27 protein-coding genes are annotated in these 21889 nt (G+C 58.6%); 15 read left to right on the forward strand and 12 right to left on the reverse strand.

The features are described 5' to 3' along the window. Window positions 1–164: 164 nt before the first annotated feature. Complete coding sequence (locus HU718_RS12520) at window positions 165–1100, reverse strand: DMT family transporter (RefSeq protein ID WP_186614330.1); 936 nt, start codon at window positions 1098–1100, stop codon at window positions 165–167. A gap of 85 nt (window positions 1101–1185) precedes the next feature. Between HU718_RS12520 and HU718_RS12525 the strand changes: the two genes are divergently transcribed. Next, entirely contained in the window at window positions 1186–1749 is a 564-nt protein-coding gene (locus HU718_RS12525) for a helix-turn-helix domain-containing protein (RefSeq protein WP_095120325.1), read from the forward strand. Next, on the forward strand, window positions 1750–3144 hold the full coding sequence (locus tag HU718_RS12530; protein ID WP_186614332.1) for an FAD/NAD(P)-binding protein: 1395 nt from the start codon (window positions 1750–1752) through the stop codon (window positions 3142–3144). Window positions 3145–3352: 208 nt separating this feature from the next. Here the strand turns inward: HU718_RS12530 and ppnN are convergent, their stop codons facing one another. Next, entirely contained in the window at window positions 3353–4726 is a 1374-nt protein-coding gene (gene ppnN, locus HU718_RS12535) for a nucleotide 5'-monophosphate nucleosidase PpnN (protein WP_102902084.1), read from the reverse strand. Between the two features lie 223 nt (window positions 4727–4949). Here ppnN and HU718_RS12540 point away from each other — a divergent pair, with 223 nt between their 5' ends. Next, entirely contained in the window at window positions 4950–5477 is a 528-nt protein-coding gene (locus HU718_RS12540; RefSeq protein ID WP_150730984.1) for a DUF3087 domain-containing protein, read from the forward strand. 19 nt (window positions 5478–5496) lie between these two features. Here the strand turns inward: HU718_RS12540 and HU718_RS12545 are convergent, their stop codons facing one another. Further along, window positions 5497–6384 carry an NAD(P)/FAD-dependent oxidoreductase gene (locus HU718_RS12545; RefSeq protein ID WP_186614334.1) on the reverse strand — a complete coding sequence of 296 codons (888 nt, stop codon included), beginning with the start codon at window positions 6382–6384 and terminating at the stop codon, window positions 5497–5499. Window positions 6385–6516: 132 nt separating this feature from the next. On the opposite strand from HU718_RS12545, the gene HU718_RS12550 reads away from it, so the two are divergent. Next, a complete protein-coding gene (locus tag HU718_RS12550; protein ID WP_095120329.1) occupies window positions 6517–6957 on the forward strand; it encodes an Rrf2 family transcriptional regulator in 441 nt (146 codons plus the stop codon). Here the strand turns inward: HU718_RS12550 and HU718_RS12555 are convergent. Further along, the gene (locus HU718_RS12555; RefSeq protein ID WP_186614336.1) at window positions 6954–7337 is read right to left on the reverse strand and encodes a DUF2784 domain-containing protein; all 384 of its coding nucleotides are present in this window, start codon (window positions 7335–7337) and stop codon (window positions 6954–6956) included. The two genes, HU718_RS12550 and HU718_RS12555, sit on opposite strands and share 4 nt — an antisense overlap. Window positions 7338–7522: 185 nt before the next feature. On the opposite strand from HU718_RS12555, the gene HU718_RS12560 reads away from it, so the two are divergent. From HU718_RS12560 to HU718_RS12570, 3 genes are read left to right on the forward strand one after another with little or no spacing between them, the layout of a single operon-like run. Then, the gene (locus tag HU718_RS12560; RefSeq protein ID WP_150707537.1) at window positions 7523–8221 is read left to right on the forward strand and encodes an AzlC family ABC transporter permease; all 699 of its coding nucleotides are present in this window, start codon (window positions 7523–7525) and stop codon (window positions 8219–8221) included. Then, window positions 8221–8532 carry an AzlD domain-containing protein gene (locus tag HU718_RS12565; RefSeq protein WP_162835977.1) on the forward strand — a complete coding sequence of 104 codons (312 nt, stop codon included), beginning with the start codon at window positions 8221–8223 and terminating at the stop codon, window positions 8530–8532. The genes HU718_RS12560 and HU718_RS12565 overlap by 1 nt, the downstream gene beginning before the upstream one ends. A 53-nt stretch (window positions 8533–8585) precedes the next feature. Then, entirely contained in the window at window positions 8586–8732 is a 147-nt protein-coding gene (locus tag HU718_RS12570) for a hypothetical protein (RefSeq protein WP_176470073.1), read from the forward strand. Window positions 8733–8779: 47 nt separating this feature from the next. On the opposite strand, the gene HU718_RS12575 is transcribed toward HU718_RS12570, so the two are convergent. From HU718_RS12575 to HU718_RS12590, 4 genes are all read right to left on the reverse strand, one after another. Beyond that, window positions 8780–9052, reverse strand: coding sequence for a hypothetical protein (locus HU718_RS12575; protein WP_150707538.1), 273 nt, complete (start codon window positions 9050–9052; stop codon window positions 8780–8782). A gap of 331 nt (window positions 9053–9383) precedes the next feature. After that, the gene (locus tag HU718_RS12580; RefSeq protein WP_150707539.1) at window positions 9384–10064 is read right to left on the reverse strand and encodes an SOS response-associated peptidase; all 681 of its coding nucleotides are present in this window, start codon (window positions 10062–10064) and stop codon (window positions 9384–9386) included. 28 nt (window positions 10065–10092) lie between these two features. After that, complete coding sequence (locus tag HU718_RS12585) at window positions 10093–10935, reverse strand: ABC transporter permease (RefSeq protein WP_150707540.1); 843 nt, start codon at window positions 10933–10935, stop codon at window positions 10093–10095. Window positions 10936–10996: 61 nt separating this feature from the next. After that, window positions 10997–11977, reverse strand: a complete 981-nt coding sequence (locus HU718_RS12590; RefSeq protein ID WP_186614338.1) for an aliphatic sulfonate ABC transporter substrate-binding protein — start codon at window positions 11975–11977, stop codon at window positions 10997–10999. A gap of 293 nt (window positions 11978–12270) precedes the next feature. On the opposite strand from HU718_RS12590, the gene HU718_RS12595 reads away from it, so the two are divergent. From HU718_RS12595 to HU718_RS12605, 3 genes are all read left to right on the forward strand, one after another. Next, a complete protein-coding gene (locus HU718_RS12595; RefSeq protein WP_186614340.1) occupies window positions 12271–13218 on the forward strand; it encodes an ABC transporter substrate-binding protein in 948 nt (315 codons plus the stop codon). A gap of 131 nt (window positions 13219–13349) precedes the next feature. Next, window positions 13350–14249 carry a polysaccharide deacetylase family protein gene (locus HU718_RS12600; RefSeq protein ID WP_186614342.1) on the forward strand — a complete coding sequence of 300 codons (900 nt, stop codon included), beginning with the start codon at window positions 13350–13352 and terminating at the stop codon, window positions 14247–14249. A 111-nt stretch (window positions 14250–14360) separates the two neighbouring features. Then, a complete protein-coding gene (locus HU718_RS12605) occupies window positions 14361–14603 on the forward strand; it encodes a DUF1652 domain-containing protein (RefSeq protein WP_110720431.1) in 243 nt (80 codons plus the stop codon). 4 nt (window positions 14604–14607) lie between these two features. Here HU718_RS12605 and HU718_RS12610 read toward each other — a convergent pair whose 3' ends face one another. Next, a complete protein-coding gene (locus HU718_RS12610; RefSeq protein ID WP_150773906.1) occupies window positions 14608–14970 on the reverse strand; it encodes an NUDIX hydrolase in 363 nt (120 codons plus the stop codon). A gap of 225 nt (window positions 14971–15195) precedes the next feature. Between HU718_RS12610 and HU718_RS12615 the strand changes: the two genes are divergently transcribed. Next, window positions 15196–15393, forward strand: coding sequence for a DUF2188 domain-containing protein (locus tag HU718_RS12615; protein ID WP_102902095.1), 198 nt, complete (start codon window positions 15196–15198; stop codon window positions 15391–15393). A gap of 68 nt (window positions 15394–15461) precedes the next feature. Here the strand turns inward: HU718_RS12615 and HU718_RS12620 are convergent, their stop codons facing one another. After that, window positions 15462–15701 (reverse strand): hypothetical protein, encoded by a 240-nt coding sequence (locus HU718_RS12620; protein ID WP_065259780.1) that lies wholly within the window; start codon window positions 15699–15701, stop codon window positions 15462–15464. 184 nt (window positions 15702–15885) lie between these two features. Between HU718_RS12620 and HU718_RS12625 the strand changes: the two genes are divergently transcribed. Next, window positions 15886–16221, forward strand: a complete 336-nt coding sequence (locus tag HU718_RS12625; RefSeq protein WP_102902096.1) for a hypothetical protein — start codon at window positions 15886–15888, stop codon at window positions 16219–16221. A 199-nt stretch (window positions 16222–16420) separates the two neighbouring features. Then, window positions 16421–17026 carry a DUF6338 family protein gene (locus HU718_RS12630; RefSeq protein WP_186614345.1) on the forward strand — a complete coding sequence of 202 codons (606 nt, stop codon included), beginning with the start codon at window positions 16421–16423 and terminating at the stop codon, window positions 17024–17026. 126 nt (window positions 17027–17152) lie between these two features. Here HU718_RS12630 and HU718_RS12635 read toward each other — a convergent pair whose 3' ends face one another. Continuing rightward, entirely contained in the window at window positions 17153–18052 is a 900-nt protein-coding gene (locus tag HU718_RS12635; protein WP_127926836.1) for a LysR family transcriptional regulator, read from the reverse strand. A 119-nt stretch (window positions 18053–18171) separates the two neighbouring features. Between HU718_RS12635 and HU718_RS12640 the strand changes: the two genes are divergently transcribed. Then, window positions 18172–19539 (forward strand): MFS transporter, encoded by a 1368-nt coding sequence (locus tag HU718_RS12640; protein WP_186614347.1) that lies wholly within the window; start codon window positions 18172–18174, stop codon window positions 19537–19539. Between the two features lie 30 nt (window positions 19540–19569). Beyond that, window positions 19570–20844 carry a glucarate dehydratase family protein gene (locus HU718_RS12645; RefSeq protein ID WP_186614349.1) on the forward strand — a complete coding sequence of 425 codons (1275 nt, stop codon included), beginning with the start codon at window positions 19570–19572 and terminating at the stop codon, window positions 20842–20844. Between the two features lie 104 nt (window positions 20845–20948). Here HU718_RS12645 and HU718_RS12650 read toward each other — a convergent pair whose 3' ends face one another. Then, on the reverse strand, window positions 20949–21833 hold the full coding sequence (locus HU718_RS12650; RefSeq protein WP_186614351.1) for a LysR substrate-binding domain-containing protein: 885 nt from the start codon (window positions 21831–21833) through the stop codon (window positions 20949–20951). Between the last annotated feature and the right edge of the window lie 56 nt (window positions 21834–21889).

Genomic DNA, 21889 nt, shown 5'->3' on the forward strand with positions numbered 1-21889 from the left:
ACAAAGTAGTCTGGAATTTTCTGTTTGGCATTGTTTCAGGGCAGTGATGTCGTGGCAGATGGCCCTTTCGCGAGCAGGCTCGCTCCCACATTGGAATGTATTTCAAAATGTGGGAGCGAGCCTGCTCGCGAAAGCGTTGGGGCAGACGCTGAAGATGTTGCGGATTAGCCCTGAGTTTCCCGCTCCAGCTCAACGTCTGCTGGGGCAGCCTTACCCTTGGTCTTCAACTCACTGACAATCACCGCCGCAACAATCAACCCGGCGCCCACCAGCGCAATTGCCGGCAACCGTTCCCCGGCAATTCGCCCGACAATCCCGGCCCACACCGGCTCACCGGCATAGATCAGCGTTGCCCGAGTTGGCGAAACACTTTTCTGCGCCCAGTTCATCGCCACCTGAATCGCTGCACTCGCCGCACCCAACCCCAACGCGGTCACCAGCAAGGTCCAGGAGAAATCCGGAATCATTTCCCCGGTCGGCACCACTAGCAGGAACGACAGCACGGAAGTGGTTGCCAGTTGCACAACAGTCACTCGGCGCACATCGACCTGACCGGCATAGGTGCTGATCAGAATGATCTCGGCCGCGATGGCGATCGCGCTGATCAATGTGGCAATTTCACCCGGACTGAAATTCAGCGCAGCCCCGGACGGCCCCGACAGCAACATCAGCCCGGTGAACGCCAGCATGATGCCAATGCTCGGCATCAGCCCCGGCCGCCGACCCAGCACCAGCCATTGCAACAAAGGCACGAACGGCACATACAACGCGGTGATGAACGCCGATTGACTGCTCGGGATCGTTTGCAAACCGACCGTCTGCAAGCCGTAACCGAGCATGATCGCCACGCCAATAAAGGCGCCAGCCTTGAGTTCGAACAGGGTCAATTCACGCAGATGACGCCACGAGAACAACGCGACAATGCACGCCGCTGCGGCAAAACGCAGGCCGACAAAAAACATCGGACCGCTGACGGTCATCGCGTGCTGCACCAGCAAAAAGGTGCCGCCCCAGATCATGGTGATCAGCACCAGCACGCACTCGGCTTTGCTGAAACGGGAGAAACGGAGGGGGGTGGGGGAGCTGTTCTGCGACGTCATGACCTTGCGCACTATAAAAAGGAGGCCGCACAATGCGCCCAACGTTGCGCAGTATACTGCCCAACCTCACTGAGTGAGCAATATAGTGCACAAAGATTCAACGCAACGCGCCTCCGTCCTGCAACACGTCAGCCTGAATGTGCGGCGCCTACGGCATGCCGCCGACATGAGCCAGACCGCGCTGGCAGAAAAGTCCGGGGTCAGCCGGCGCATGCTGGTGGCGATCGAGGCGGGTGAAAAGAACGTCAGTCTGACTACGCTTGATCGCGTCGCCGAAGCGCTTGATGTGGCGTTCAGCGATCTGATCCAGGCGCCGGATGCCCGCGACCCGAGCCGCATCAACGAGGTGGCATGGGCAGGCACCCACCCGGGGAGCAAAGCTGTGCTGCTGTCCAAAGCCACGGCGACCCGCGAAGTCGAGCAATGGGAATGGTGTCTGCAACCGGGCGAGGTCTATCCGTCACAAGCGGATGCCGAAGGCTGGAGCGAGCAGATTTTCGTCTTCGAGGGTTGCCTGACGCTAATGCTCGGCGATCAGCCGCAGCACATCGGCACGGGTGAGTTTTTCATGTTTGCCAGCAATCAGCCGCATTCCTATCGCAACGATGGCGATGTCGCGGCGCGGTTTGTGCGCAATGTGGTGATTTGAATGAGTCAGAGCGCAGACATCCTGATTATCGGTGGTGGCCTCAGTGGCACGATGCTGGCGGTGCAATTATTGCGTCTGCCTGGCCGGCGCAAGGTCCTGATCGTTGAACCGCGTCCGGAACTGGGACGGGGCGAGGCGTACAGCGCGGTCGAGTTGGGTCACACACTCAATGGCAACGCCGCACGCATGAGCGTCGATCCGGATAATCCGGATGACCTGACGCAATGGCTGACCGAGCACATTGCCGGTGGCGGCTGGCCGGAGTCTGCCGAACAGAATGTGCCAATCAGTGAACTGTTTCCGCCGCGTGGGTTGTTCGGCGTCTATGTGCAGCAGCGCCTGGGTGAAGCGCGCAGAGTAGGGGCGCTGCATGACTCAAGTGTTGAGCACATTCGTGCGGAGGTCGTCGATCTGCAAGTTGACACCGACTCGGTGCAACTGACGCTGAGCGATGGCCAATCATTGCGCGGTGGCTACGCTGTCCTGGCGACTGGAATGTTCCCGGCCGCGCGAACCCCGCAGAAAACCTCCAGCGGTCTCAACGCCGCAGCGCTCGATCCGTGGGATGTCGCGGCGATGCGTCAACTCGACCCGCAATCCACCGTGATGATCATTGGCTCCGGCCTGACCATGGTCGATGCTGTGGTCTCGCTGGAACAGGCCGGGCATCGCGGGCCGATTGAAGTGTTTTCCCGCCATGGTTTATTGCCCCATGTACGCCGACAACCGCCGGCCTGGGTGGATTTTCTGGGTGAAAATCACGGCATTTGCACACCACGGCAGTTGCTCCGAGAATTGCGTCGGCAATGCCGGGCAGCCATCGCGCAAGGTATCGATTGGCAGGCGCCACTGGACACGGTTCGGGTGCACATCGCTCGGTTGTGGAGTCAGGCGACTGACGCGCAGCGTCGACAATTCGTACGGCATGTACGGCCGTGGTGGGAAAGTCATCATCACCGTTCGCCGCCGATGAGTGCGGCGCTGGTTGAGCGTCTTTATAAAGAAGGGCGATTGCGTATTCAGGCAGCTTCGTTCAATGGGCTTGAGCCAAGTCCGGACGGTGGCGTCCGTATTTGCATCCGCCGTCGCGGTGAGTCTGAAACCTGCGTGGTGCAAGGCGCCGCATTGATCAATTCCAGTGGAATTGAATACGACTGGCGCCGGGTGGCGCGACCGTTGCCGCAGCAGGTGCTGGCGCGGGGTTTGGTGCAGCCGGGGCCATTGGCGTTGGGGATTGCGGCGGCGGTGGATGGCGCTGTGCTGGATGCCGAGGGGTGTGCGGCTGATCGGTTGTTTGCAATGGGACCACCATTGCGGGGGATGTGGTGGGAGAGCACGGCGGTGACGGATGTGGCGTTGCAGGCCAAGGCGCTGGCGGCGCGGTTGGTGGGATAAGGTCGGTGGTGTACTTTCGGGCCTCTTCGCGAGCAGGCTCGCTCCCACAGGGGGACTGTGGTTGTAAATACCCTTTGCGCCACACACCAGAACCTGTGGGAGCGAGCCTGCTCGCGAAAGCGGTGGTTCAGTCAATATAAAAGGTGACTGATATACCGCTATCGCGAGCAGGCTCGCTCCTACAGTTGTTGCGTGGTAACCGAAAGAGTTACGCCACCACTCGATAACACGGCACATACGCCGCGCCGCCCGGCAGTTTCATCCGGTGTTGGGCGACGAAGGCTTTGAGCAGGGCATCGAGCGGTTGCATGATCGCCGCGTCACCACGGATCTGGTACGGCCCGTGTTCTTCGATCAGGCGAATGCCCTTGTCCTTGACGTTGCCAGCGACAATGCCGGAGAACGCCCGGCGCAGATTGGCCGCCAGTTCGTGCGGTGGCTGGTCGCGGTGCAGTTTGAGGTTGGCCATGTTTTCGTGGGTCGGATCGAACGGACGCTGGAAGCCTTCGTCGATTTTCAGCAGCCAGTTGAAGTGGAACGCATCGTTGCGCTCGCGGCGGAACTGCTTCACTGCTTTCAGGCCTTGAGTCATCTGCCGCGCCACTTCGGCCGGGTCGTCGATGATGATTTCGTAGTGCTGCTTGGCCGCTTCACCGAGAGTGGCGATGACGAAGGCGTCGAGTTGCTCCAGATACGGCGCGGCGTGCTTCGGTCCGGTGAGGATCACCGGGAACGGCAGGCCTTTATTGTCCGGGTGCATCAGGATGCCCAGCAGGTAGAGGAATTCTTCCGCAGTACCGGCACCGCCCGGGAAGATGATGATGCCGTGGCCAACGCGGACGAAGGCTTCCAGACGTTTTTCGATGTCCGGCAGGATCACCAGCTCGTTGACGATCGGGTTCGGCGCTTCGGCGGCGATGATGCCCGGCTCGGTCAAACCCAGATAACGCCCGCCGTGAATACGCTGTTTGGCGTGGGCAATGGTCGCGCCTTTCATCGGGCCTTTCATCACGCCCGGGCCGCAACCAGTGCAGATGTCGAGGCTGCGCAGGCCGAGTTCGTGGCCGACTTTCTTGGTGTATTTGTATTCTTCGGTGTTGATCGAATGGCCGCCCCAGCACACGACGATTTTCGGCTCGACGCCCGGGCGCAGGGTGCGCGCGTTACGCAGCAGGTGGAAGACGTAGTCGCTGATGCCTTGCGAGGTGGTCAGGTCGATGCGTTGGCTGTCGAGTTCGTTTTCGGTGTAGACGATGTCGCGCAGGGCGCTGAAAAGCATTTCGCGGGTGCTGGCGATCATTTCGCCATCGACGAACGCGTCGGCCGGCGCGTTCAACAGCTCCAGGCGTACGCCGCGATCCTGCTGGTGAATGCGGATTTCGAAGTCTTTGTAGGCTTCGAGGATGGTCTTGGCGTTATCGACATGGGCGCCGGTGTTGAGGATGGCCAGGGCGCACTGGCGGAAGAGGGTGTAGGTGCTGCCGGATCCGGCTTCGCTCAGTTGCTGAACTTCACGTTGAGAAAGGGTTTCCAGGCTGCCTTTCGGGCTGACCGAGGCATTGATTACGTGTCGTTGGGTCATGCAATGATCCTTAAAACGATGTCATCTCAAGACTAGGCGATGGCATCCGAATAGTGTGTATCCATGAATGAAGATGGCACGATCTGCGCTATACCGCCATGTCCCCGTTGGACGCTGAAAAGATGAAAAGGAGCCCCAGCATAGCTAAATCCGCGCTAGAGGCGATAATGCGCCGGCCGGTTTTTTCAGTTAGCCCTTTTGTCGCTCAAGGAAGTCATTTGTGATGTTCGAGATTCAGCCGATGGACGCCGCCACCTTTCGCCAGCAGACGCGACGCAGCACGATCATCATCGCCGTGCTGTTCCTGGTGCTGGCGATGCTGTTTTCCAGCGTGGCGGTGGCGCTGTTTGGCGAGCCCGGCGGCGATAACCTGCGCTTCAATGTCGGCGGGGTGTTTGTCGCCTTTCTGCTGACCGCTGCGTTATTGCGCGGACGCTTCTGGAATCAGAGCTGGATGGCGCCAGCGGTGTACAGCTGGCGGCTCAAGCGCAATCTGATGAGCATCACCAATGTGATGCATCAGGTGACGGCGGCGGTGGAGCAGAACGATCCGACGGCGATGAAGGTTCTACGCTTCTACCATCTGGGATTGACGCAAATGCACGAACTGGACGGTAACTCCAGCGATCATGGGCAACTGTGGCGCGAAGCCGAAGCGCACAAGGAACGGATGCAGGCGCTGGGACTCGATACCGAGCAGACGCGCCTGGATCCGGCCTGGCTGGAGGCGTTGAAGCCGACTTCGCGCTGAGATGCCTGCGATTCAAGCATCAGCCAAAGATCATCGAGCGGTGAGTGCCCGCACCGGCGCGGGCACCGTCGCCAACCGCCAGCGCCACTGAACCGGCAGCCAATGCCGCATCTCCGCAGGCAAATACGCCGGCGACGCTGGTTTGTTGTGTCGCGTCAGTCTGAATAAACGGTCCCATCGGGCCATCCTCGAATGTACATCCCAATTGTTCAGCCAGCGGGCTGGCCATGCGTGTGCGTGGCATGGCGAACAGGCCTGCAACGGCGATGACCTGACCATCGCTGAGTACCACGTCCGCACGCTCGCCACGGATATGACTGACCGGCCGGGTTTCCAGGGTTACACCGCGGCGATCCAGTTCCGCCAATTGTTCGGCATCCGGCTCGAACACGTTGTTAGTGAAGAACGTGGTCGGGCCCCAATCCGGCAGTAGCAGGGCGTGATGAATCGACATCGGTGACGTCGCCAATACGCCGATCGCGTCTTGATTCAGTTCATAACCGTGGCAGTAGGGGCAATGGAAAACACTTTGGCCCCAGCGTTGCCTGAGACCGTCGATGTCCGGCAACTCGTCGATGACGCCCGAGGCCAGGATCAGTCGCTTGGCGCTGAGCCATTGTCCGCTCTCGGTGCGCAGATCGAATCCGCTGTCAGCCCGAGTCGCTTCAACTGCTGTATCTGTTAGCCATTGCACGCTGGGGTAAGCCAGTAACTGTGCGCGTGCTTCGTCAGCAATCTGCCCCGGTGCACGTCCATCCTGGCCGAGGAAACCGTGGGATGTTTCGGCAAAACGGTTGCGTCGCAGTCCTGAATCCAGCACCAACACATTGCGTCGGGCGCGGGCCAGTTGCAGGCCGGCGGACAGCCCGGCATAGCTGCCGCCAACGATGATGACGTCGTACACCATGAGTGAATCTCCTCTTGAATTTTCAGAGTACACCGTAAGTTACGAGAAATATTGCTGTCAATATTCTCGTAACTTCAGACATTGCAAGCGATACTCGGCGCATCTTCGCAACTGGCTAAAAAAGGATCATCGATGAGAAACGACACGCGGTTATCGCGCATGCTCCATGTGTTGATTCACATGGCTCGCCATGAAAAGCGCGCGACCTCGGAAACCATCGCCGGCATGCTTGGCACGAACCCGGTGGTGGTGCGGCGCACCATGGGTTTGCTCAAGGAGCAGGGGTTTGTGACGTCAGAGAAGGGCCATCAGGGAGGCTGGGCGCTGGCCAAACCGCTGGCGCAGATCACCCTGCTGGATATCCACCAGGCGTTGGGCACGCAGTCGATTTTTTCCATCGGTTTGTCGACGGATCACCCGGAGTGTCTGGTCGAGCAAGCGGTGAACGCCGCACTGACACGCACCTTCGATGAGGCGCAGGCACTGTTGCTGTCGCGGTTGGGCGGCATCACCTTGGCGGACCTGGCAGCGGATTTCGAGGCCCGCTTCAAGTCAGTCGGCGAGGATAATTAAAGCGGCGAGGCGGCGCGACGATGTTTCCATGAGCGAATTGCCCGCCCATACACCAGCAGGTTGACCGCCAGCACGACGCTGCCGAGCGCCAGTTGAATCTGCGGGGTGAGCCCGGCCGGATAGATGATCGGCCAGACGTAATGCTCGATGAAGCCGCCGGCATATTCGGTCTGCCCGGCGGCGTGACGCATAAGGTTTTCCCAGTACGTCAGCGGACAGGTCAGATGCAGCACCTCGACCGCCACGCCCCAAGCAGCGGCCGGCAAATGCAGCCACATCAATCGTGGCCATTTGAGGACCAGCAGCCCGCCAAACAGCACGAACAGAATGAATGACAAATGAAACAGCACCAGCCCGTCGGCTGCGATTCGGTACAGCATGTCGTCTCCCTGACGCGGTTGTGAATGGCGCTATGTTACGCCGCTCAGGGGATTAACAGTCAGTGCGAAAATCAGCGAATTGCGCGCTCATCCGGCCGATTTCCCACAAGTGCGCAAGATTGTTCAAGCCAGAAAGGCGAAATGGCTGGCACAGTCTTCGACCGTTTCCTGGTTGAAGAACGTTTATGTCTGATGCACTTATGCCGCGCAGTGCGTTCCTTCGCGGCGCTGCGGCGATCATGCCGTTGTCTCTGGCCACCGCGCCATGGGGGCTGCTGGCCGGCTCCATGGCGATCGAGGCCAACCTCACGCCGCTGCAAGGGCAGGGCTTGTCGAGCATCGTGTTTGCCGGTGCGGCGCAGTTGGTGGCGATCGGCATGCTCAAGGGCGGTGCGGGGATTTTCTCGATTCTGCTGACCACGCTGCTGCTGACCTCGCAGCACTTGCTCTATGGCATGAGCATGCGCTCGGTGATTTCGCCGCTGCCGGGGCGCTGGCGTGCAGGTCTGGGTTTTTTGCTCACCGATGAGTTGTTTGCACTGACCAGTCAACATGATCGCCAGCAGTTCAATCGCTGGTATGCGTTGGGCGTCGGTTTGACGTTCTACATCGCGTGGAATCTGTTCACTCTCGCCGGCATTGTCCTCGGCAGCAGCATTCCAGGGCTTGAGCACTTGGGGCTGGATTTCTCGATTGCCGCCACGTTTATCGCGTTGATCACGCCGGTGGTGCGTAACGTACCGACGCTGGTGTGTGTGGCGGTGTCGCTGTTTTGTTCGGTGCTGTTCAGTTACTGGCAGTGGGGTTCGGCGCTGGTGTTGTCCGGACTGGCCGGAATGACCGCCGGGTTTATCTGCAACAAGCTGTATCGGGAGCGCACATGATGGTTTGGGCGGTGATTTTTGGTATGGGGCTTCTGGTGTTTCTCAACCGCTACGTGTTTCTCGAACCGCGTTTGCCGGTGCGTCTGAGCAGCAATGCGCGACAGTTTCTCGGGTTTGCGGTACCGGGGATGTTGACCGCTATCTGTGGGCCGATTGTCTTCATGCCCGACAAACAGCTGAATCTGCAGTGGGATAATCCCTACCTGCTCAGTTCGCTGGTGGCGATCGCTTTGGTGATCTACACGCGCAGTACTTTGCTCAGCATGTTGTTGAGCATGGCGTTCTTCTTTTTGCTGCGCTGGTGGCTGTAAGTTGTCTGTTCTACGCTTCAGGGATGAAAGGTTACTGATCACGGGAGGTGCACATGGCGACTGAGCAAAAGCATCCAGAGACGGATGACGAAGATACGGATGAACCGACGCAAGAAGAAATAGAGCGGGAGAAGCACAAGGAGCAGACCTGGAAGCACGATGATGGCCGAGAGCTTTCCGATCCTGACCGCAAGTTTTGAGTGACTTCTACGATAAAGCCCCACAAGTGTGGGGCTTTTTTACGGTTTCAAAGTTCGTCCAACTGCGTGAAATCGGGGTGTGTGGCCCGATATCCCAAGGTTCGATCAATCCACGCATTGAGCTCGTTGACCATCACCGGCGCGTGGCCCGGATACCCTTCGAGGGTGGTGCGCAGGATGCGTTCGATTTCGGGTACGGCACGCAGGTTTCGGGTCTTGATGTAGTGGCCGATAAAACAGTCGAGTTCAAAGCGCTCTGTCATGGACAGATAAATACACTCCAGGCCGCTGACCTGTTTGATTGCAAAATCGTCGCGCAACTTATTTCTCTGCAAGGCTTGTAGACGTTAGGGGGTTCCTGGTTTGTTGACTCTTTGGTCAACTGGTATACCAAATGGAAATGCGGCGCGCATGCTAGCCGTAGTGCATCTAAATGTATGTATGACGGTTGAAATGTCAGACAGGCGGTTAGTTCATTCAAACGTGTGTTTTATGTGCGCCGTCTCAAAAATGAAACAGGGGTTGTAACGGCAGTGATTCGCTCTATGAGTTGGTAAAGTTTGCAATAGTTTTATTCCTTATAACGCTGCGTCAAAAGATCGCAGCCTTCGGCAGGTTCTGCATTGATAGACGCGTGAAGTCGGCAAATGTTTAAGTCTGCTCAATAATCAAACTGGCCCCCTGATTGCGTGCGTTACCAACAGCTTTGCCGACTTTGTACCACTCGAACACTTCGCTGCCTTCACCTTCGAATAGCAGCATTTGCTCGGCCCGTTCAACTGGCGTCGCCGGATCCAGCCACTCGCGCACCAATTCCGCGCGGAACACCACCGGTCGGCGATCATGGATATCGAGCATGCCGCCGACGGCATCGGCGGTGACAATCACGAAACCGTCGTCATCCCGATCCGGCGTTTCGGCTGTCGGAAATTGTCCAATGGCCGCGCAGAAAACTGCACCGTGGTCCGCGCGACGGATCAGCCAAGGTTGTCGGGTTTTATCCTCGCTATCGACCCATTCAAACCAGTTGTCCACGGGCACGATCAAGCGATGTCGCCAGATCGCCCGGAAGAACGGGCCATGCGCAACTTTCTCGACCCGGGCATTGATCGGTGGTGGGCGATCCTTGGCCCAGTGCGGGCGCCAGCCCCAGCGCAGATTGTCGGCATGCAGGTGCTGCCCTTGTTGATGCAGGACGGCCAGCGCGGTAGTCGGCGCCGCGTTATAGCGATCAAGCGGCGCATCGCCGACGTGATTGATCAACGCGTCGGGAATGCTCAGCACCGCGACAAAGTCGTGAATGCCACGGTACTGCGAGAGTCTTCCGCACATGGGCCGATCTCCGGTTGGAGAGTTCAGCTTAGTCGCTGGCGCCCTGACCGGTGAATGTGTCGCGCCAGTTCAAGCAGCGGCGTTCGAGCATGGCGAGCAGGCCATCGCTGAATTTGCCGAGCAAGGCGAGCACGATGATCGCAGCCAGCACGATGTCCGGCCGCGAGGTTTCCCGGCCGTCACTGAGCAGATAGCCAAGCCCTTTGGTGGCCGCGATCAATTCCGCCGCCACCAGAAACATCCACGCCAGGCTCATGCCACTGCGCAACCCGGTGAACAAGCCGGGGAGGGCGGCCGGCAGCAAGATCCGTCGCACCAATTGCAAGCGACTGAAGCCATAGATGCGGCCGACTTCCACCAGTTTGCGATCAATGTTGCGAATGGCCGCGACCACGTTGACGTACACCGGAAAAAACGCGCCGATGGCGATCAAGACGATTTTCGAGGTCTCGTCGATGCCCAGCCACAACAGTAGCAGCGGCACCCAGGCCAGGCTCGGAATGGAGCGCAAGGCAGCGAAGGTCGGTTCCAGATAAGCTTCGGCTTCGCGACTCAAGCCGACCCAGGCAGCAAATACCAGCGCCAGGCTGGCACCGATGGCAAATCCGAGCAGCACGCGGATCAGGCTGGCGCCGATGTGTTTCCACAGCGCGCCTTCGGCGAGGTCGGTGAGGGTCAGAGCGATCTCGCTCGGCGCTGGCATCTGGTAGGACGGCAGCCAGCCGATGCGTACGATAATTTCCAGCGCGACGATGATCAGCAGCGGCAAGGTCAGGCCCTTGCAGCGGCGCTGCCACATCGGATTCAAACTCGCAGGACGCCGGCGCGGTACGGCAAGTGGCGCGGACAAGTCTTTGCTGTGAGTGGTCATGGTTTTGGCTCCGCTCACGGCAAATCCGCGACGGGCGCGGATTTGTCGTGAGGCTGATCAATTACTGGTGGGCGACGGCTTGCTGCACACCGCTGTTGAGCAATTGATCGATGACTTGATCGACATTCACTCCACGGCGCACCAGTTCCTCGGAGACCAGAATCGGCGCTGCAGCCTTGGAGGCGCTGATGTCCTGCTGGCTCAGTTGCGGGCTGCTCAGGTCAGTGCGCGACAGTTGCAACTTGGCTACATCCAGCGGCAATCCGGACTCCTTGGCGAGAAGGGCGGCGAACTCATCGGGATTTTTCAGCGCCCAGTCGCGGGCCTGTTCGTAGGCCTTGATCACGGTGTCGATAGTCTGCGGATGTTCTTTGGCGTATTGCTCGGTGACGCTGACCACGCCGTAACTGTTGAACGCCGGGTTGCGATACAGCAGGCGTGAACCGGCCTGGACCTGGCTGGCGGCCATGTGCGGATCGAGTCCGGCCCAAGCGTCGACATCGCCTTTTTCCAGCGCGGTGCGGCCGTCCGGATGTTGCAGGTGAACCAGTTCCACATCGTCTTTTTTCAGCCCGGCCTGTTGCAGACTGCGCAGGGTAAACAGGTAAGGATCGGTGCCTTTGGTGGCGGCGATCTTTTTGCCCTTGAGGTCGGCGACGGTCTGGTAAGGAGAATCCTTGCGCACCACCAGTGCAGTCCATTCGGCGCGGCTGTAGACGTAGACCGATTTGATCGGGCTGCCGTTGGCGCGGCTTAGCACGGCGGCGAGGCTGGCGCTGGAAGCGAAATCCACGCCGCCGCTGTTGAGGTATTCCAGCGAGCGGTTGCTGCCCTGGCTCAGTACCCAACTGACCTTGGTCTGCGGCAAGGCTTTTTCGAGGAAGCCGAAGTGCTTGAGCACCAGACTGACTGGCGAGTAATAGGCGTAGTCGAGATGCACTTCTGCCGGCGCCGTTTCAGCTGCGTGGGCGAGTGGTTGCAGGCTCAGTGCCACTGCGCTGGCAGCCAGCAGGGTTTTGAGTCGAGGAAAGAACGATGTCATGGGGCGCTCCGGCAAAGCCACAGGTTTCTTATGTCCAAAAAGATATTTTTATCGAATGCTTCCTGCATGAATGGAATATTGCAGGCTCTGTGCCATGTGCTTGAAAGCGCCGGTTTATAAGGGTTTTAACGCCAGGTGCAGGATTTCAGCTGTTGCGTGGGCAACAGTGTGATTCGCTACTGTTGCCAAGCAAACAGCAACTATCAGGCGTCATGAGCTTATGCATTTATCGAATTTCAAAACCTTGAATCAACAGCGTTATGGTCTATGCAATTACCTTTGCAGGACTCGCCATGAAGCTTTCTCGTTTCCTCCGCAGTGCGTTAATCACTGCACTACTAACTTCGCCGCTTTCCTACGCAGCCGACCCATTGGTCCTGCATGTCGGTGATCAGAACTACTACAACATCCGTGCCTCGGTGGAGGCATCCGGCGTGTTGAAAGACGCGCCTTATACCGTCGACTGGAAACACTTCCAGGCCGCTGCACCCTTGGCGGAAGCCTTGCAAACCGGTTCACTGGATCTGGGCTTCCTGGGCGATTCCGGTTTTCTGTTTCTGGCCGCCAAGCAGGCGCCGGTGAAACTGATCGGCGTATCGCGGCAAAATCCCGACACCATCGCGTTGCTGGTGCCCAAGGATTCGCCGGTGAAAACCATCGCCGACTTGAAGGGCAAGAAAGTCGCTTATTGGCCCGGCGCCTGGAGTCAGCAGTTGACCTTGCGCGCCCTGGAGCAGGGCGGTCTGCCGGAAAACTACGTCGACTTCGTCAAGTTGATGCCGATCGATGCCGCCGCAGCCCTGCCACAGGGCAGCATTGACGCTTTCCCGGTGTGGGAACCGTACATTTCCCAGCAGATCGTGTTCTCCGGCGCGCGACCGATCCTGACCGCAAAAAACCTGATGCCGGGGCTCAGTGCAATCGCGGCGTCAACGCCGTCGATCGACAGCAAACGTGCAGCGATTGAGGATTTTCTCGGTCGTTTGCAACAGGCTCGGGCGTGGGTCGACAGCCACACGGACGAATACGCCGATCTGTGGGCGAAGAAAGCCAATCTCGATCAGCAGGTGTCGCGCCACTGGTTGCGTCAGGCGCACATGACGGTTGGGCCGGTAGATCAGCAGGCTGCGACGGATCTGCAAAGCACTGCCGACTTCCTGTTCAAAGTAAAAGCGCTGCCGGCTCCGTTGGCTACCGCTGGCATTATCGACACGTCTTTTAAACAGGCATTGGCTCACTGAGCGAGCGCCGGAACCAAACCCTGTGTACCTTATCCAACCTCGGCTCGAATATCCGAGCGCAGGGATGGATAAGGGCGAGGGAGTTTTGCCAATCGATCACATGACGGCAGCCGCCGTGTTCAAGGCAAAACATGACATCCGGATTCAAACTTCTTTGTGCCGCGCTGATTGCCCTCGGGCTGACCGGTTGTATCGCCGCCCCGATCGAAATGACCGCGCAAACCGAAACGCGCCTGAAAACCCAGGCACCGGTGCGCTTTCTGTTGACGTTCGACGACGGCCCCAGCGCCTCGAGTTTGTGGAATCCGTCGGCCACGGTGCTCGACAGTCTCAAGGACAACCCGCTGCAGCCGGGTATCAAAGCGGTGTTCTTTGTGCAGACACGCGCGCCGCGAGCGGGCAACAGTGACATCGGCCGCAGCCTCATGCGTCGCGAGCATGACGAGGGGCACATAATTGCGTTTCACACGGCAACCCATTGGCACACCAATCATCGCTTGCTCGACCCGCAAGAACTCGAAGAGTCACTGACCAACGGCACGGCTGATATTGCTGCTATTTCGGGTGCTCCGCCGACACTGCTGCGCCCGCCGTTCTGGAATTACGACAAGCGCACCTTCGCTGCGTATCAGCAGCACGGCTTGCACGTTTTGCTCACGGATTTAAGCGCCAACGACGGCAAGATCTGGGGTTTCAATGCCAGCCCGCGACGTCGGGCCAACATGTTGCGACAGCTGTCAGAAGTCCGTGAGCGTATCGCCCTTGGCGAATTGCCCACCGTGGACGGGGTCATCCCGGTCGTGGTGACGTTTCATGATCTCAACCGCTATACCGCGCGCCACACGCGCGAATACCTGCAGATTCTGCTGGACAGCGCGGCCGCCACGGGCGTGAGGCTGGCGGACAAACCTTTTTATGATGATCACGCCGCGCTGGAGAAGGCCGCACTGGCGCGCACGGTGGAGAACAGCTCGGAGGCGGTGAATTTGCCGGGGATGTGGAACTGGATCTGGGATCATGACGCGCATTGACGGCGTGCTTGAAAGTTGTGATCGGGTTGGCATTTTTGTGTCGAGCGAGACACAAATTGCTCATCTATGCTCTACGAGTCGACCGACCCACCGCCTGCGAGGCGTCCACTCATGCTTGCCATTGACGATATCTGCCGGATTGTCGAATCCGGCTTTCCTGCGTTCAAGTGTGACTGCATTGCAGGCACTCAGGGGCTGCTGCAAATCAAGGTATATGAGCCGAACAGCGGGCGTGTCGAATTGCTGCTCAATGGCGTTTCCCCGGAACACCTCGTCACGATCCGTGACATTTCCAACTTCATCGGTGAATTACGCACCGAAATCAGCGCGGGCCGCCGAGCGTTCGCTGGTTAACGCCTCATAAACGCCGTTGAAACGCTTGAACAATGCGCAGCGTCGCTTCGCTGGTTCTCAGATTGCGCACCGCATCCAGCGGATGCCAGATGCAATCGATGATCTCGTTCTGTGGACGCACTTGCTCAAAGTCCAGCACGGACGCCTCGTAGACATGATGCCGCGTGCTGCCGCTCTGCAATTCCATTAGATACAACACATCGTCGGCGTCCAGGCCGGTTTCTTCTTGCAGTTCGCGCACGGCAGCCTCCGCTCGGGTTTCCCCGTGCTCGACCTTGCCGCCGGGCAATGTCCAGCGGCAGTGGGGTTTGCGTACCAGGAGAATGTGGCGATCCTGCTCGCATATAACGGTTGCACGTACTTTCATCTGTTACCTGGTTTAATGCTTGTCACAAAATAGAAATAAAACTGCAATATTTGAGCCGAAGCTTGCGACAAAGGTTTCATTGGAGTTTGGAGCGTTCGCTGTGTTGAAAAGTGCCAGATCCTTGACTGTTGCGGCTGGCGACATCCGGTCGGCATTTCGGGCGGGTCAGGGTGTAAGGTAAAAGCGTGAAGCTGGATCTGACCGTTAGCAAAAATGGAGGTATCCATGAGCATGCCGATGTTGAACAAGATGCACATGAACGGCTATGACGTGCTTAGCGTGAACAATGGCCCATGGCGGGTTTGCACTCAGGGCGATCGGCTGGCGTCGTTTGGTAGCCGGGAAGAGGCGCTGGCCTATGCCGCAGCGCTGCCTGGCTACAAAAAACGCACGACGCGCGCGCAAAGTCGCAAAACCCACTGACAGGCTGGCTGTAACGAAAGAGCCCCGGCAATTGTCGGGGCTTTTGTTTTGGCTGGGGCGGACGGGTCTCAGTGGACCTTGGTTCGGCTGATCGCGCGGGCTTTCACTTCCCGGGCATAGAGTTGCAACCGTTCTTCATCGCTTTGCAGCACCTCGCAGGATCTCAGCACGGTTTGCGCATCCGCCTCGTTGCCGGATTTGCGCAATTGTTCCGCGATACGTTTCAGGTCGACCGCCGACCATCTCAAGTCCGATGCAACGCTTTGCAGATCGCGTTGAAGTTCGTGTTCGTATTCATTGAGCCGCATGATCACCTCCAGAACATTCTCGGTAGAAAAGAGTAGTCGCATTTTTCGTCGATGGGCAAAGCCTGTTCATCAGCACGCTGAACGGTTGTGAAAAGTTGTGCAGATTGCGCCAAGGGCGCGTTGCCACGATGGATGTAGAGCCGCTTACACGCTACATTCACTTTTTTCAGATCAGGAATACACCATGCGGATATGGATCGGGAGTCTGGCGTTGGCCATGTTGGCGGGTTGCTCGTTGCCGGCCTCGTTGGTGCCGGGTGAGCCGAATATCAGCAAGACCAGCGCCAAGTCGCCCAAGGACTATGCGGCGTGTTTATTACCGTTGTGGCAGAAGGATGTGGCCAAGACTTCGCAGACATCGATTTCCAACGGCTATCGCATCACCGCACCGAGCATCATCACTGCGGACGAGATCCTCGACATCGTCAAGTACAAGGACGGAAGCCGGGTTTCGTTGTATCAGGGGCCGCCGTGGGCGAAGTCCGGTTCGTTGCGCCAATCGGTGCGTGATTGCCTGTAACGCTATTGTCCTATGCAAAAAAAGCAGAAACCGCATCGACGGTTTCTGCTTTTTTTGGCTGCCTGGAGGCTGAAAGGTGTGGATCTGATTCGCGAAATGAACGGTGACAGTTGCGCACGAAGGGTTTTCTCCGTGTGCACTAGGCTTTTGCGGGGCGGTCGATAGTCAGGTCGGCCGGTCTTTCAAGGAGTCTCGGATCATGGATGATCTGGTCAAAGAAGTTATTCCGCTGTTGCAGTATCTGATTCCCGGTTTTTTGTCAGCATGGATTTTTTACTCACTGACGGCTTTCAAGCGACCCGATACGTTCGGGCAGATTGTGCAGGCGCTGATTTTCACGTTTGTGATTCAGGGAGCGGTTTTGGGGATTGGGGCAATGTGTTTGTGGGTGGGTTCGAGAGGGTTTTCTCTGGGGCAATGGGATGCCAAAGCGGAAACGATGTGGGCATTCGTTGTTTCGGTGACGCTCGGGTTGCTCTCCTGCTATCTGGCTACGAATGACAAATTGCATGGCTGGTTACGTAGTCGAAATGTCACGAAACAAACTTCCTATCCCAGCGAATGGTTCAGCATTTTTGCCCAACACCATCGTCTCGTCACACTGCATTTGAACGACGAAAGGCGCGTGTTTGGCTGGCCGGTGGAGTGGCCACCGGAATCCAGCAGTGGCCAGTTCGTGATGCAGAATCCCTGTTGGCTGGATGCCGAAGGGGCAGAAGTGCCCTTTGGCGCTGAGTTTTTGCTGATAGATTCCGGGAAGGTCAAGTGGGTCGAATTCGGCCCGAAATCGGAGGTTTCGTTATGACAGCCAGAGCACCGCAACCAATGCCGGAATGGGTAGCGCGCCGCTACACGAAAGATGGCAAGCCAGTGGCAAATGCTCAGCCCAGAGCGCCGAGCGCTCCACCACCGCTGAAGAACTAGTATTTCCCTAGCCCCAACCCTCAGCCACTGCCCGGCGAATCGCTTCCAGCAACATCGCAAACGCCGGGTTGTCGTTGTTCTCCCGCCAGATCAGATGCAGCTCGCTCTGCACCCCTTCACCCAGATCGATATCGCGAAACACTACATTTTTGAACACCACACTGGTGGCGCAACGGGGCACCAGCGCCAGGCCCATGCCAGCGTTGACCAAGGCCAGAATCGTCAGCGACGACCCCAGCCACTGCACGTAATCCGGCGCAACCCGGGCCGAACGCAGCATGCCGGTCAGCAATTCGTTGAACGGCGGATACGCGGCGTGGGAGTACATCAGGAACGGCTGTTTATCCAGGTCACTGACTGCCACTTCAGCCGCCGTTGCCAATGGATGTCCGCTTGGCACTGCCAGCACAAACGGCTCGCGCACCAGGCACTCGGTGGCATACCCCGGCTCCAGTAACGGCGCGCGGGCAATGCCCAGATCAATCCGTCTCGCGCGCAGGGCTTCGTGCTGCTGGTAAGTGTTCATCTCCGACAGATCGATTTTCACCTGCGGTTGTTTAAGTCGCGCCTCGGCAATGACTTTGGGCAAAAACTCATACACCGCGCTGCCGACAAAACTGATGTTCACCGAACCGATATCGCCCTCGGCAAACCGCCGGGCGGTTACCGCCGCTTGCTGTGCGCGTTCCAGCAGGTTCTGAGCTTCGATGAAGAAAGCACGGCCGGCGGCGGTTAACGCAACACTGCGGGTACTGCGAGTAAACAGCTCGACACCGAGGTGATGCTCGAGCAATTGAATCTGCCGGCTCAACGGTGGCTGCGTCATATTCAGCCGTTCGGCGGCGCGGCGAAAGTTGAGTTCGGTGGCGACAGTGGTGAAGCAGCGCAGTTGGGTCAATTCGAACATTGATCTAATCCAGGTATCAATCGAATGCCAAGTTAGATTAGACGGGATCAATGATCGCCGTCCATGATCGGCCCATCGCTTTACGCCATCCCTAAAAAAACAAGATCGGGAGTCGCCCCTTGAAAAACCTCCAGAGTCCGCTGGACGTCACGGTTCTCGCCCGTGCCGCCGCCAAGGTCAAGCGCCACGTGCTGCCGCTGTTCGTGGTGATGTTCATCGTCAACTACATCGATCGGGTCAACATCGGTTTTGTGCGCAGTCACCTAGAGACGGATCTGGGCATCGGCGCTGCGGCTTATGGCCTCGGCGCCGGTTTGTTCTTTGTGGGCTACGCACTGTTCGAAGTGCCGTCCAACATGCTTCTGCAGCGTTATGGCGCGCGGGTCTGGCTGACGCGGATCATGTTCACCTGGGGCGCAGCGGCCATGGCCATGGCGTTCGTCAGAGGTGAAACCAGTTTCTATGTGTTGCGCTTTATTCTCGGCGCGGCCGAGGCGGGGTTCTTTCCGGGGATCATTTACTACTTCACCCAATGGCTGCCGGCCTCCGAGCGCGGCAAGACCATGGCGGTATTTCTCAGCGGGTCGGCCATTGCTTCGGTGATCTCCGGCCCGGTGTCCGGTGCGTTGCTGCATATCAGCGGTCTGGGCCTGCATGGCTGGCAGTGGATGTTCCTGATCGAAGGCGCGGCGTCGGTGGTGCTATGCGCATTCGTATGGTTCTGGCTGCAATCGCATCCGCGTCAGGCCAAGTGGTTGAGCGAAGAGGAACGCGAAGCGCTGGTGGCGGCGATTGCCGAGGAACAGCGCGCTCGCGAGGCGTCGCAGGTGGCCAAGCCGTCGATGTTCAAGCTGTTGGCGGATCGGCAGATTGCGCTGTTCTGTTTCATCTATTTCTCCATCGCACTGACCATTTACGGCGCGACGTTCTGGCTGCCGAGCATGATCAAGAAGATGGGCAACCTCGGTGACTTCCAGGTCGGCCTGCTCAACTCGATCCCGTGGATCATTTCGATTGTTGCCATGTACGGTTTCGCGGCCATGGCCGGCAAGTGGAAATTCCAGCAAGCCTGGGTCGCGCTGACGCTGGTGATCGCGGCGATCGGCATGTTCATGTCAACCACTGGCGGGCCGATTTTCGCCTTCGTCGCCATCTGTTTCGCCGCCATCGGTTTCAAGGCTGCATCGGCACTGTTCTGGCCGATCCCGCAAAGCTATCTGGATGCGCGCATTGCCGCGGCGGTGATCGCGTTGATCAACTCCATCGGCAACCTCGGCGGTTTCGTTGCGCCGACGGCGTTCGGCATCCTCGAAGAAACCACCGGCTCCATCGAGGGCGGACTTTATGGTCTGGCGGCGACGTCGCTGATCGCGGCGGTGGTGATCTTCTTCGCCCGCACGGCGCCAGGAGCCAAAGGCAAAACCCCGGCAAAGCCCCGTGACGAGACCGCCGTTGTTGCGACGGCCAGCCCGGCCGCGAGCCACTGAATTGATTGTTGATCTGCCAGGAGCGTTATCTTGAAAATCACCCGCGTAACTGTGACCCCGATTGCCTTTCGCGATCCGCCGCTGCTCAACGCCAGCGGCATCCACGAACCCTTCGCCCTGCGCTCGATCATCGAGATCGAAAGCGACAACGGCTACATCGGCCTCGGCGAAAGCTATGGCGATGCCCCGGCGCTGGCGATTCAGCAGCAGTTGCAGGCGCAGTTGATCGGTCTCGATCCGTTCAACCTCAACCAGTTGCGCGCCATCGTGCAGGCCACCGTCGCCGCGAATAAACCTGCCAGTCTCGCCGGTGCTGAACTGGCCCCCGGTTCCCACGCCAGTAAAGCAGTGAGCAATGCCTATTCGGCGTTCGAAGTGGCGTTCCTCGATCTGCAGGCGCATTACCTGAATGTGCCGCTGGTGGATCTGCTCGGCGGCGCGATTCGCGATGAAGTGCCGTTCAGCGCTTACCTGTTCTTCAAGTACGCGCAGCATGTCGATTCGCCGTACAAACCGGACAATTGGGGCGAGGCGCTCAGCGAGCAACAGATCGTTGCGCAGGCTGCGCGGATGATCGAGGCATACGGCTTCAAGAGCATCAAGCTCAAGGCCGGTACGTTGCCGCCAGAGCATGAAGTGGCGTGCATCAAGGCGCTGAAAAAAGCCTTCCCCGGTTACCCGTTGCGCATCGACCCGAATGGCAACTGGTCATTGGAAACCTCGATTCGCATGGCTGAATTGCTCGGCGATGATCTGCAGTATTACGAAGACCCGACCCCGGGTCTCGACGGCATGGCTGAGCTGCACAAGCGCACTGGTCTGCCGCTGGCGACCAATATGGTGGTCACCGATTTCGACGAATTCCGCCGCAGCATCGCGCAAAACAGCGTGCAGATTGTTCTCGCCGACCACCATTACTGGGGCGGCCTGCGCGACACGCAGACGCTGGCGAAAATGTGCGTTGTGTTCGGCGTTGGTGTGTCGATGCATTCCAATTCGCACCTGGGCATCAGCCTGATGGCGATGGCGCATGTCGCGGCGGCGGTGCCGAATCTTGATTACGCCTGCGATACGCATTACCCGTGGCAGGAGCCGGATGAAGAAGTGATCAAGGGCGGCAAACTGCCGATTGTCGATGGCTGCGTGAAGATCACCCGAGCGCCGGGGCTTGGGCTGGAACTGGACCATGAGCAGTTGGGCAAGCTGCATGATCAGTACCTGACGTGCGGGATTCGCCAGCGTGATGATGTGCGGCAGATGCAGCGGTACAAGCCGGATTGGAAGGCAGTTAAACCGAGGTTTTGAGGTTGCCATTGCCGGCCTCTTCGCGAGCAGGCTCGCTCCCACAGGGGAAATGCATTCCAAGGTGTGGGAGCGAGCCTGCTCGCGAATGGCTGCGACTCATTCCCTCAGAGTGTATGAATCAGCCAATCCCGAAACGCTTTCAGCGACGGCAAATTCTCATTACGCGGCGGATACACCAAGTAGTAGCTGCGTCGACTGGTGATCGGCTCGCCCAGTTGCAGCAGTTCACCATTCAACAACTCATCCTCGACCAGAATCCGTGGCACCAAGCCCACGCCAATATTCGCCCGCACCGCCTGAATCAAGTGCGAAGTCATTTCAAAGCTTGGCCCGATGCGCATACCGCGATGCGGCAAACCGTGATGGCTGAACCATTCCGCCCACGCTTGGGCATTGCTGCTGACATTGAGCAGCAGTTGCCCGGCAATCTGTTGTTCGGCGTCATTGCGCTCGGCGGCGGACAGTTGCGCACTGGCGATCACCACCAGTTCCTCGGTGTGCAAGGGCAGGGCGGTCAGCCCCGGCCAGTCACCGCCACCGACACAGATTGCTGCATCGATTTCGCTGGTATCGAAGTCGATTGCTTCGATGCGCGAATGCAAATGCACGGTCATGCCCGGGTGCGCGGTGTAGAAATCCTTCAAACGTGGCAGCAACCATTTCGAGCCGAAGGTCGGCAGCGTCGCCAGGCGCAAGCTGTGAATGCCCGAGCCGAACGCCATGGCCTGCAAGGTCGCGCTGCGAATCTGCCCAAGCGCTTCGGCGAGTTCGCGCTGATACATGCGCCCGACATCGGTCAGCACCACTTGCCGACCTTCGCGGCTGAACAAGCGCATGCCGAGCATCTTCTCGAGAATCTGCACCTGACGGCTGACCGCACTCTGCGTCAGCGACAGTTCGTGGGCGGCGCGGGTGTAGCTTTCATGGCGCGCGGCGGCCTCGAAGGCCAGCAATAACGACATGGAGGGGGTGAGCGTGCGCGGATTCATTCGTAAAAGTCATCAATAGCGGGTCGAATTTACGGTTGTCCCGGCGTTCGCCAGCA

The sequence above is a fragment of the Pseudomonas tensinigenes genome, from assembly GCF_014268445.2.
GTDB lineage: Bacteria > Pseudomonadota > Gammaproteobacteria > Pseudomonadales > Pseudomonadaceae > Aquipseudomonas > Aquipseudomonas tensinigenes.

Coding starts and splice junctions, on each gene's coding strand:
- HU718_RS12610 (WP_150773906.1), bottom strand. CDS start 14,970: ATGAAAGTACGTGCAACCGTTATATGCGAGCAGGATCGCCACATTCTC.
- HU718_RS12560 (WP_150707537.1), top strand. CDS start 7,523: ATGTCTGATGCACTTATGCCGCGCAGTGCGTTCCTTCGCGGCGCTGCG.
- HU718_RS12620 (WP_065259780.1), bottom strand. CDS start 15,701: ATGCGGCTCAATGAATACGAACACGAACTTCAACGCGATCTGCAAAGC.
- HU718_RS12635 (WP_127926836.1), bottom strand. CDS start 18,052: ATGTTCGAATTGACCCAACTGCGCTGCTTCACCACTGTCGCCACCGAA.
- HU718_RS12580 (WP_150707539.1), bottom strand. CDS start 10,064: ATGTGCGGAAGACTCTCGCAGTACCGTGGCATTCACGACTTTGTCGCG.
- HU718_RS12650 (WP_186614351.1), bottom strand. CDS start 21,833: ATGAATCCGCGCACGCTCACCCCCTCCATGTCGTTATTGCTGGCCTTC.
- HU718_RS12605 (WP_110720431.1), top strand. CDS start 14,361: ATGCTTGCCATTGACGATATCTGCCGGATTGTCGAATCCGGCTTTCCT.
- HU718_RS12595 (WP_186614340.1), top strand. CDS start 12,271: ATGAAGCTTTCTCGTTTCCTCCGCAGTGCGTTAATCACTGCACTACTA.
- HU718_RS12530 (WP_186614332.1), top strand. CDS start 1,750: ATGAGTCAGAGCGCAGACATCCTGATTATCGGTGGTGGCCTCAGTGGC.
- HU718_RS12565 (WP_162835977.1), top strand. CDS start 8,221: ATGGTTTGGGCGGTGATTTTTGGTATGGGGCTTCTGGTGTTTCTCAAC.
- HU718_RS12550 (WP_095120329.1), top strand. CDS start 6,517: ATGAGAAACGACACGCGGTTATCGCGCATGCTCCATGTGTTGATTCAC.
- HU718_RS12555 (WP_186614336.1), bottom strand. CDS start 7,337: ATGCTGTACCGAATCGCAGCCGACGGGCTGGTGCTGTTTCATTTGTCA.
- HU718_RS12625 (WP_102902096.1), top strand. CDS start 15,886: ATGCGGATATGGATCGGGAGTCTGGCGTTGGCCATGTTGGCGGGTTGC.
- ppnN (WP_102902084.1), bottom strand. CDS start 4,726: ATGACCCAACGACACGTAATCAATGCCTCGGTCAGCCCGAAAGGCAGC.
- HU718_RS12615 (WP_102902095.1), top strand. CDS start 15,196: ATGAGCATGCCGATGTTGAACAAGATGCACATGAACGGCTATGACGTG.
- HU718_RS12540 (WP_150730984.1), top strand. CDS start 4,950: ATGTTCGAGATTCAGCCGATGGACGCCGCCACCTTTCGCCAGCAGACG.
- HU718_RS12520 (WP_186614330.1), bottom strand. CDS start 1,100: ATGACGTCGCAGAACAGCTCCCCCACCCCCCTCCGTTTCTCCCGTTTC.
- HU718_RS12590 (WP_186614338.1), bottom strand. CDS start 11,977: ATGACATCGTTCTTTCCTCGACTCAAAACCCTGCTGGCTGCCAGCGCA.
- HU718_RS12630 (WP_186614345.1), top strand. CDS start 16,421: ATGGATGATCTGGTCAAAGAAGTTATTCCGCTGTTGCAGTATCTGATT.
- HU718_RS12545 (WP_186614334.1), bottom strand. CDS start 6,384: ATGGTGTACGACGTCATCATCGTTGGCGGCAGCTATGCCGGGCTGTCC.
- HU718_RS12585 (WP_150707540.1), bottom strand. CDS start 10,935: ATGACCACTCACAGCAAAGACTTGTCCGCGCCACTTGCCGTACCGCGC.
- HU718_RS12570 (WP_176470073.1), top strand. CDS start 8,586: ATGGCGACTGAGCAAAAGCATCCAGAGACGGATGACGAAGATACGGAT.
- HU718_RS12600 (WP_186614342.1), top strand. CDS start 13,350: ATGACATCCGGATTCAAACTTCTTTGTGCCGCGCTGATTGCCCTCGGG.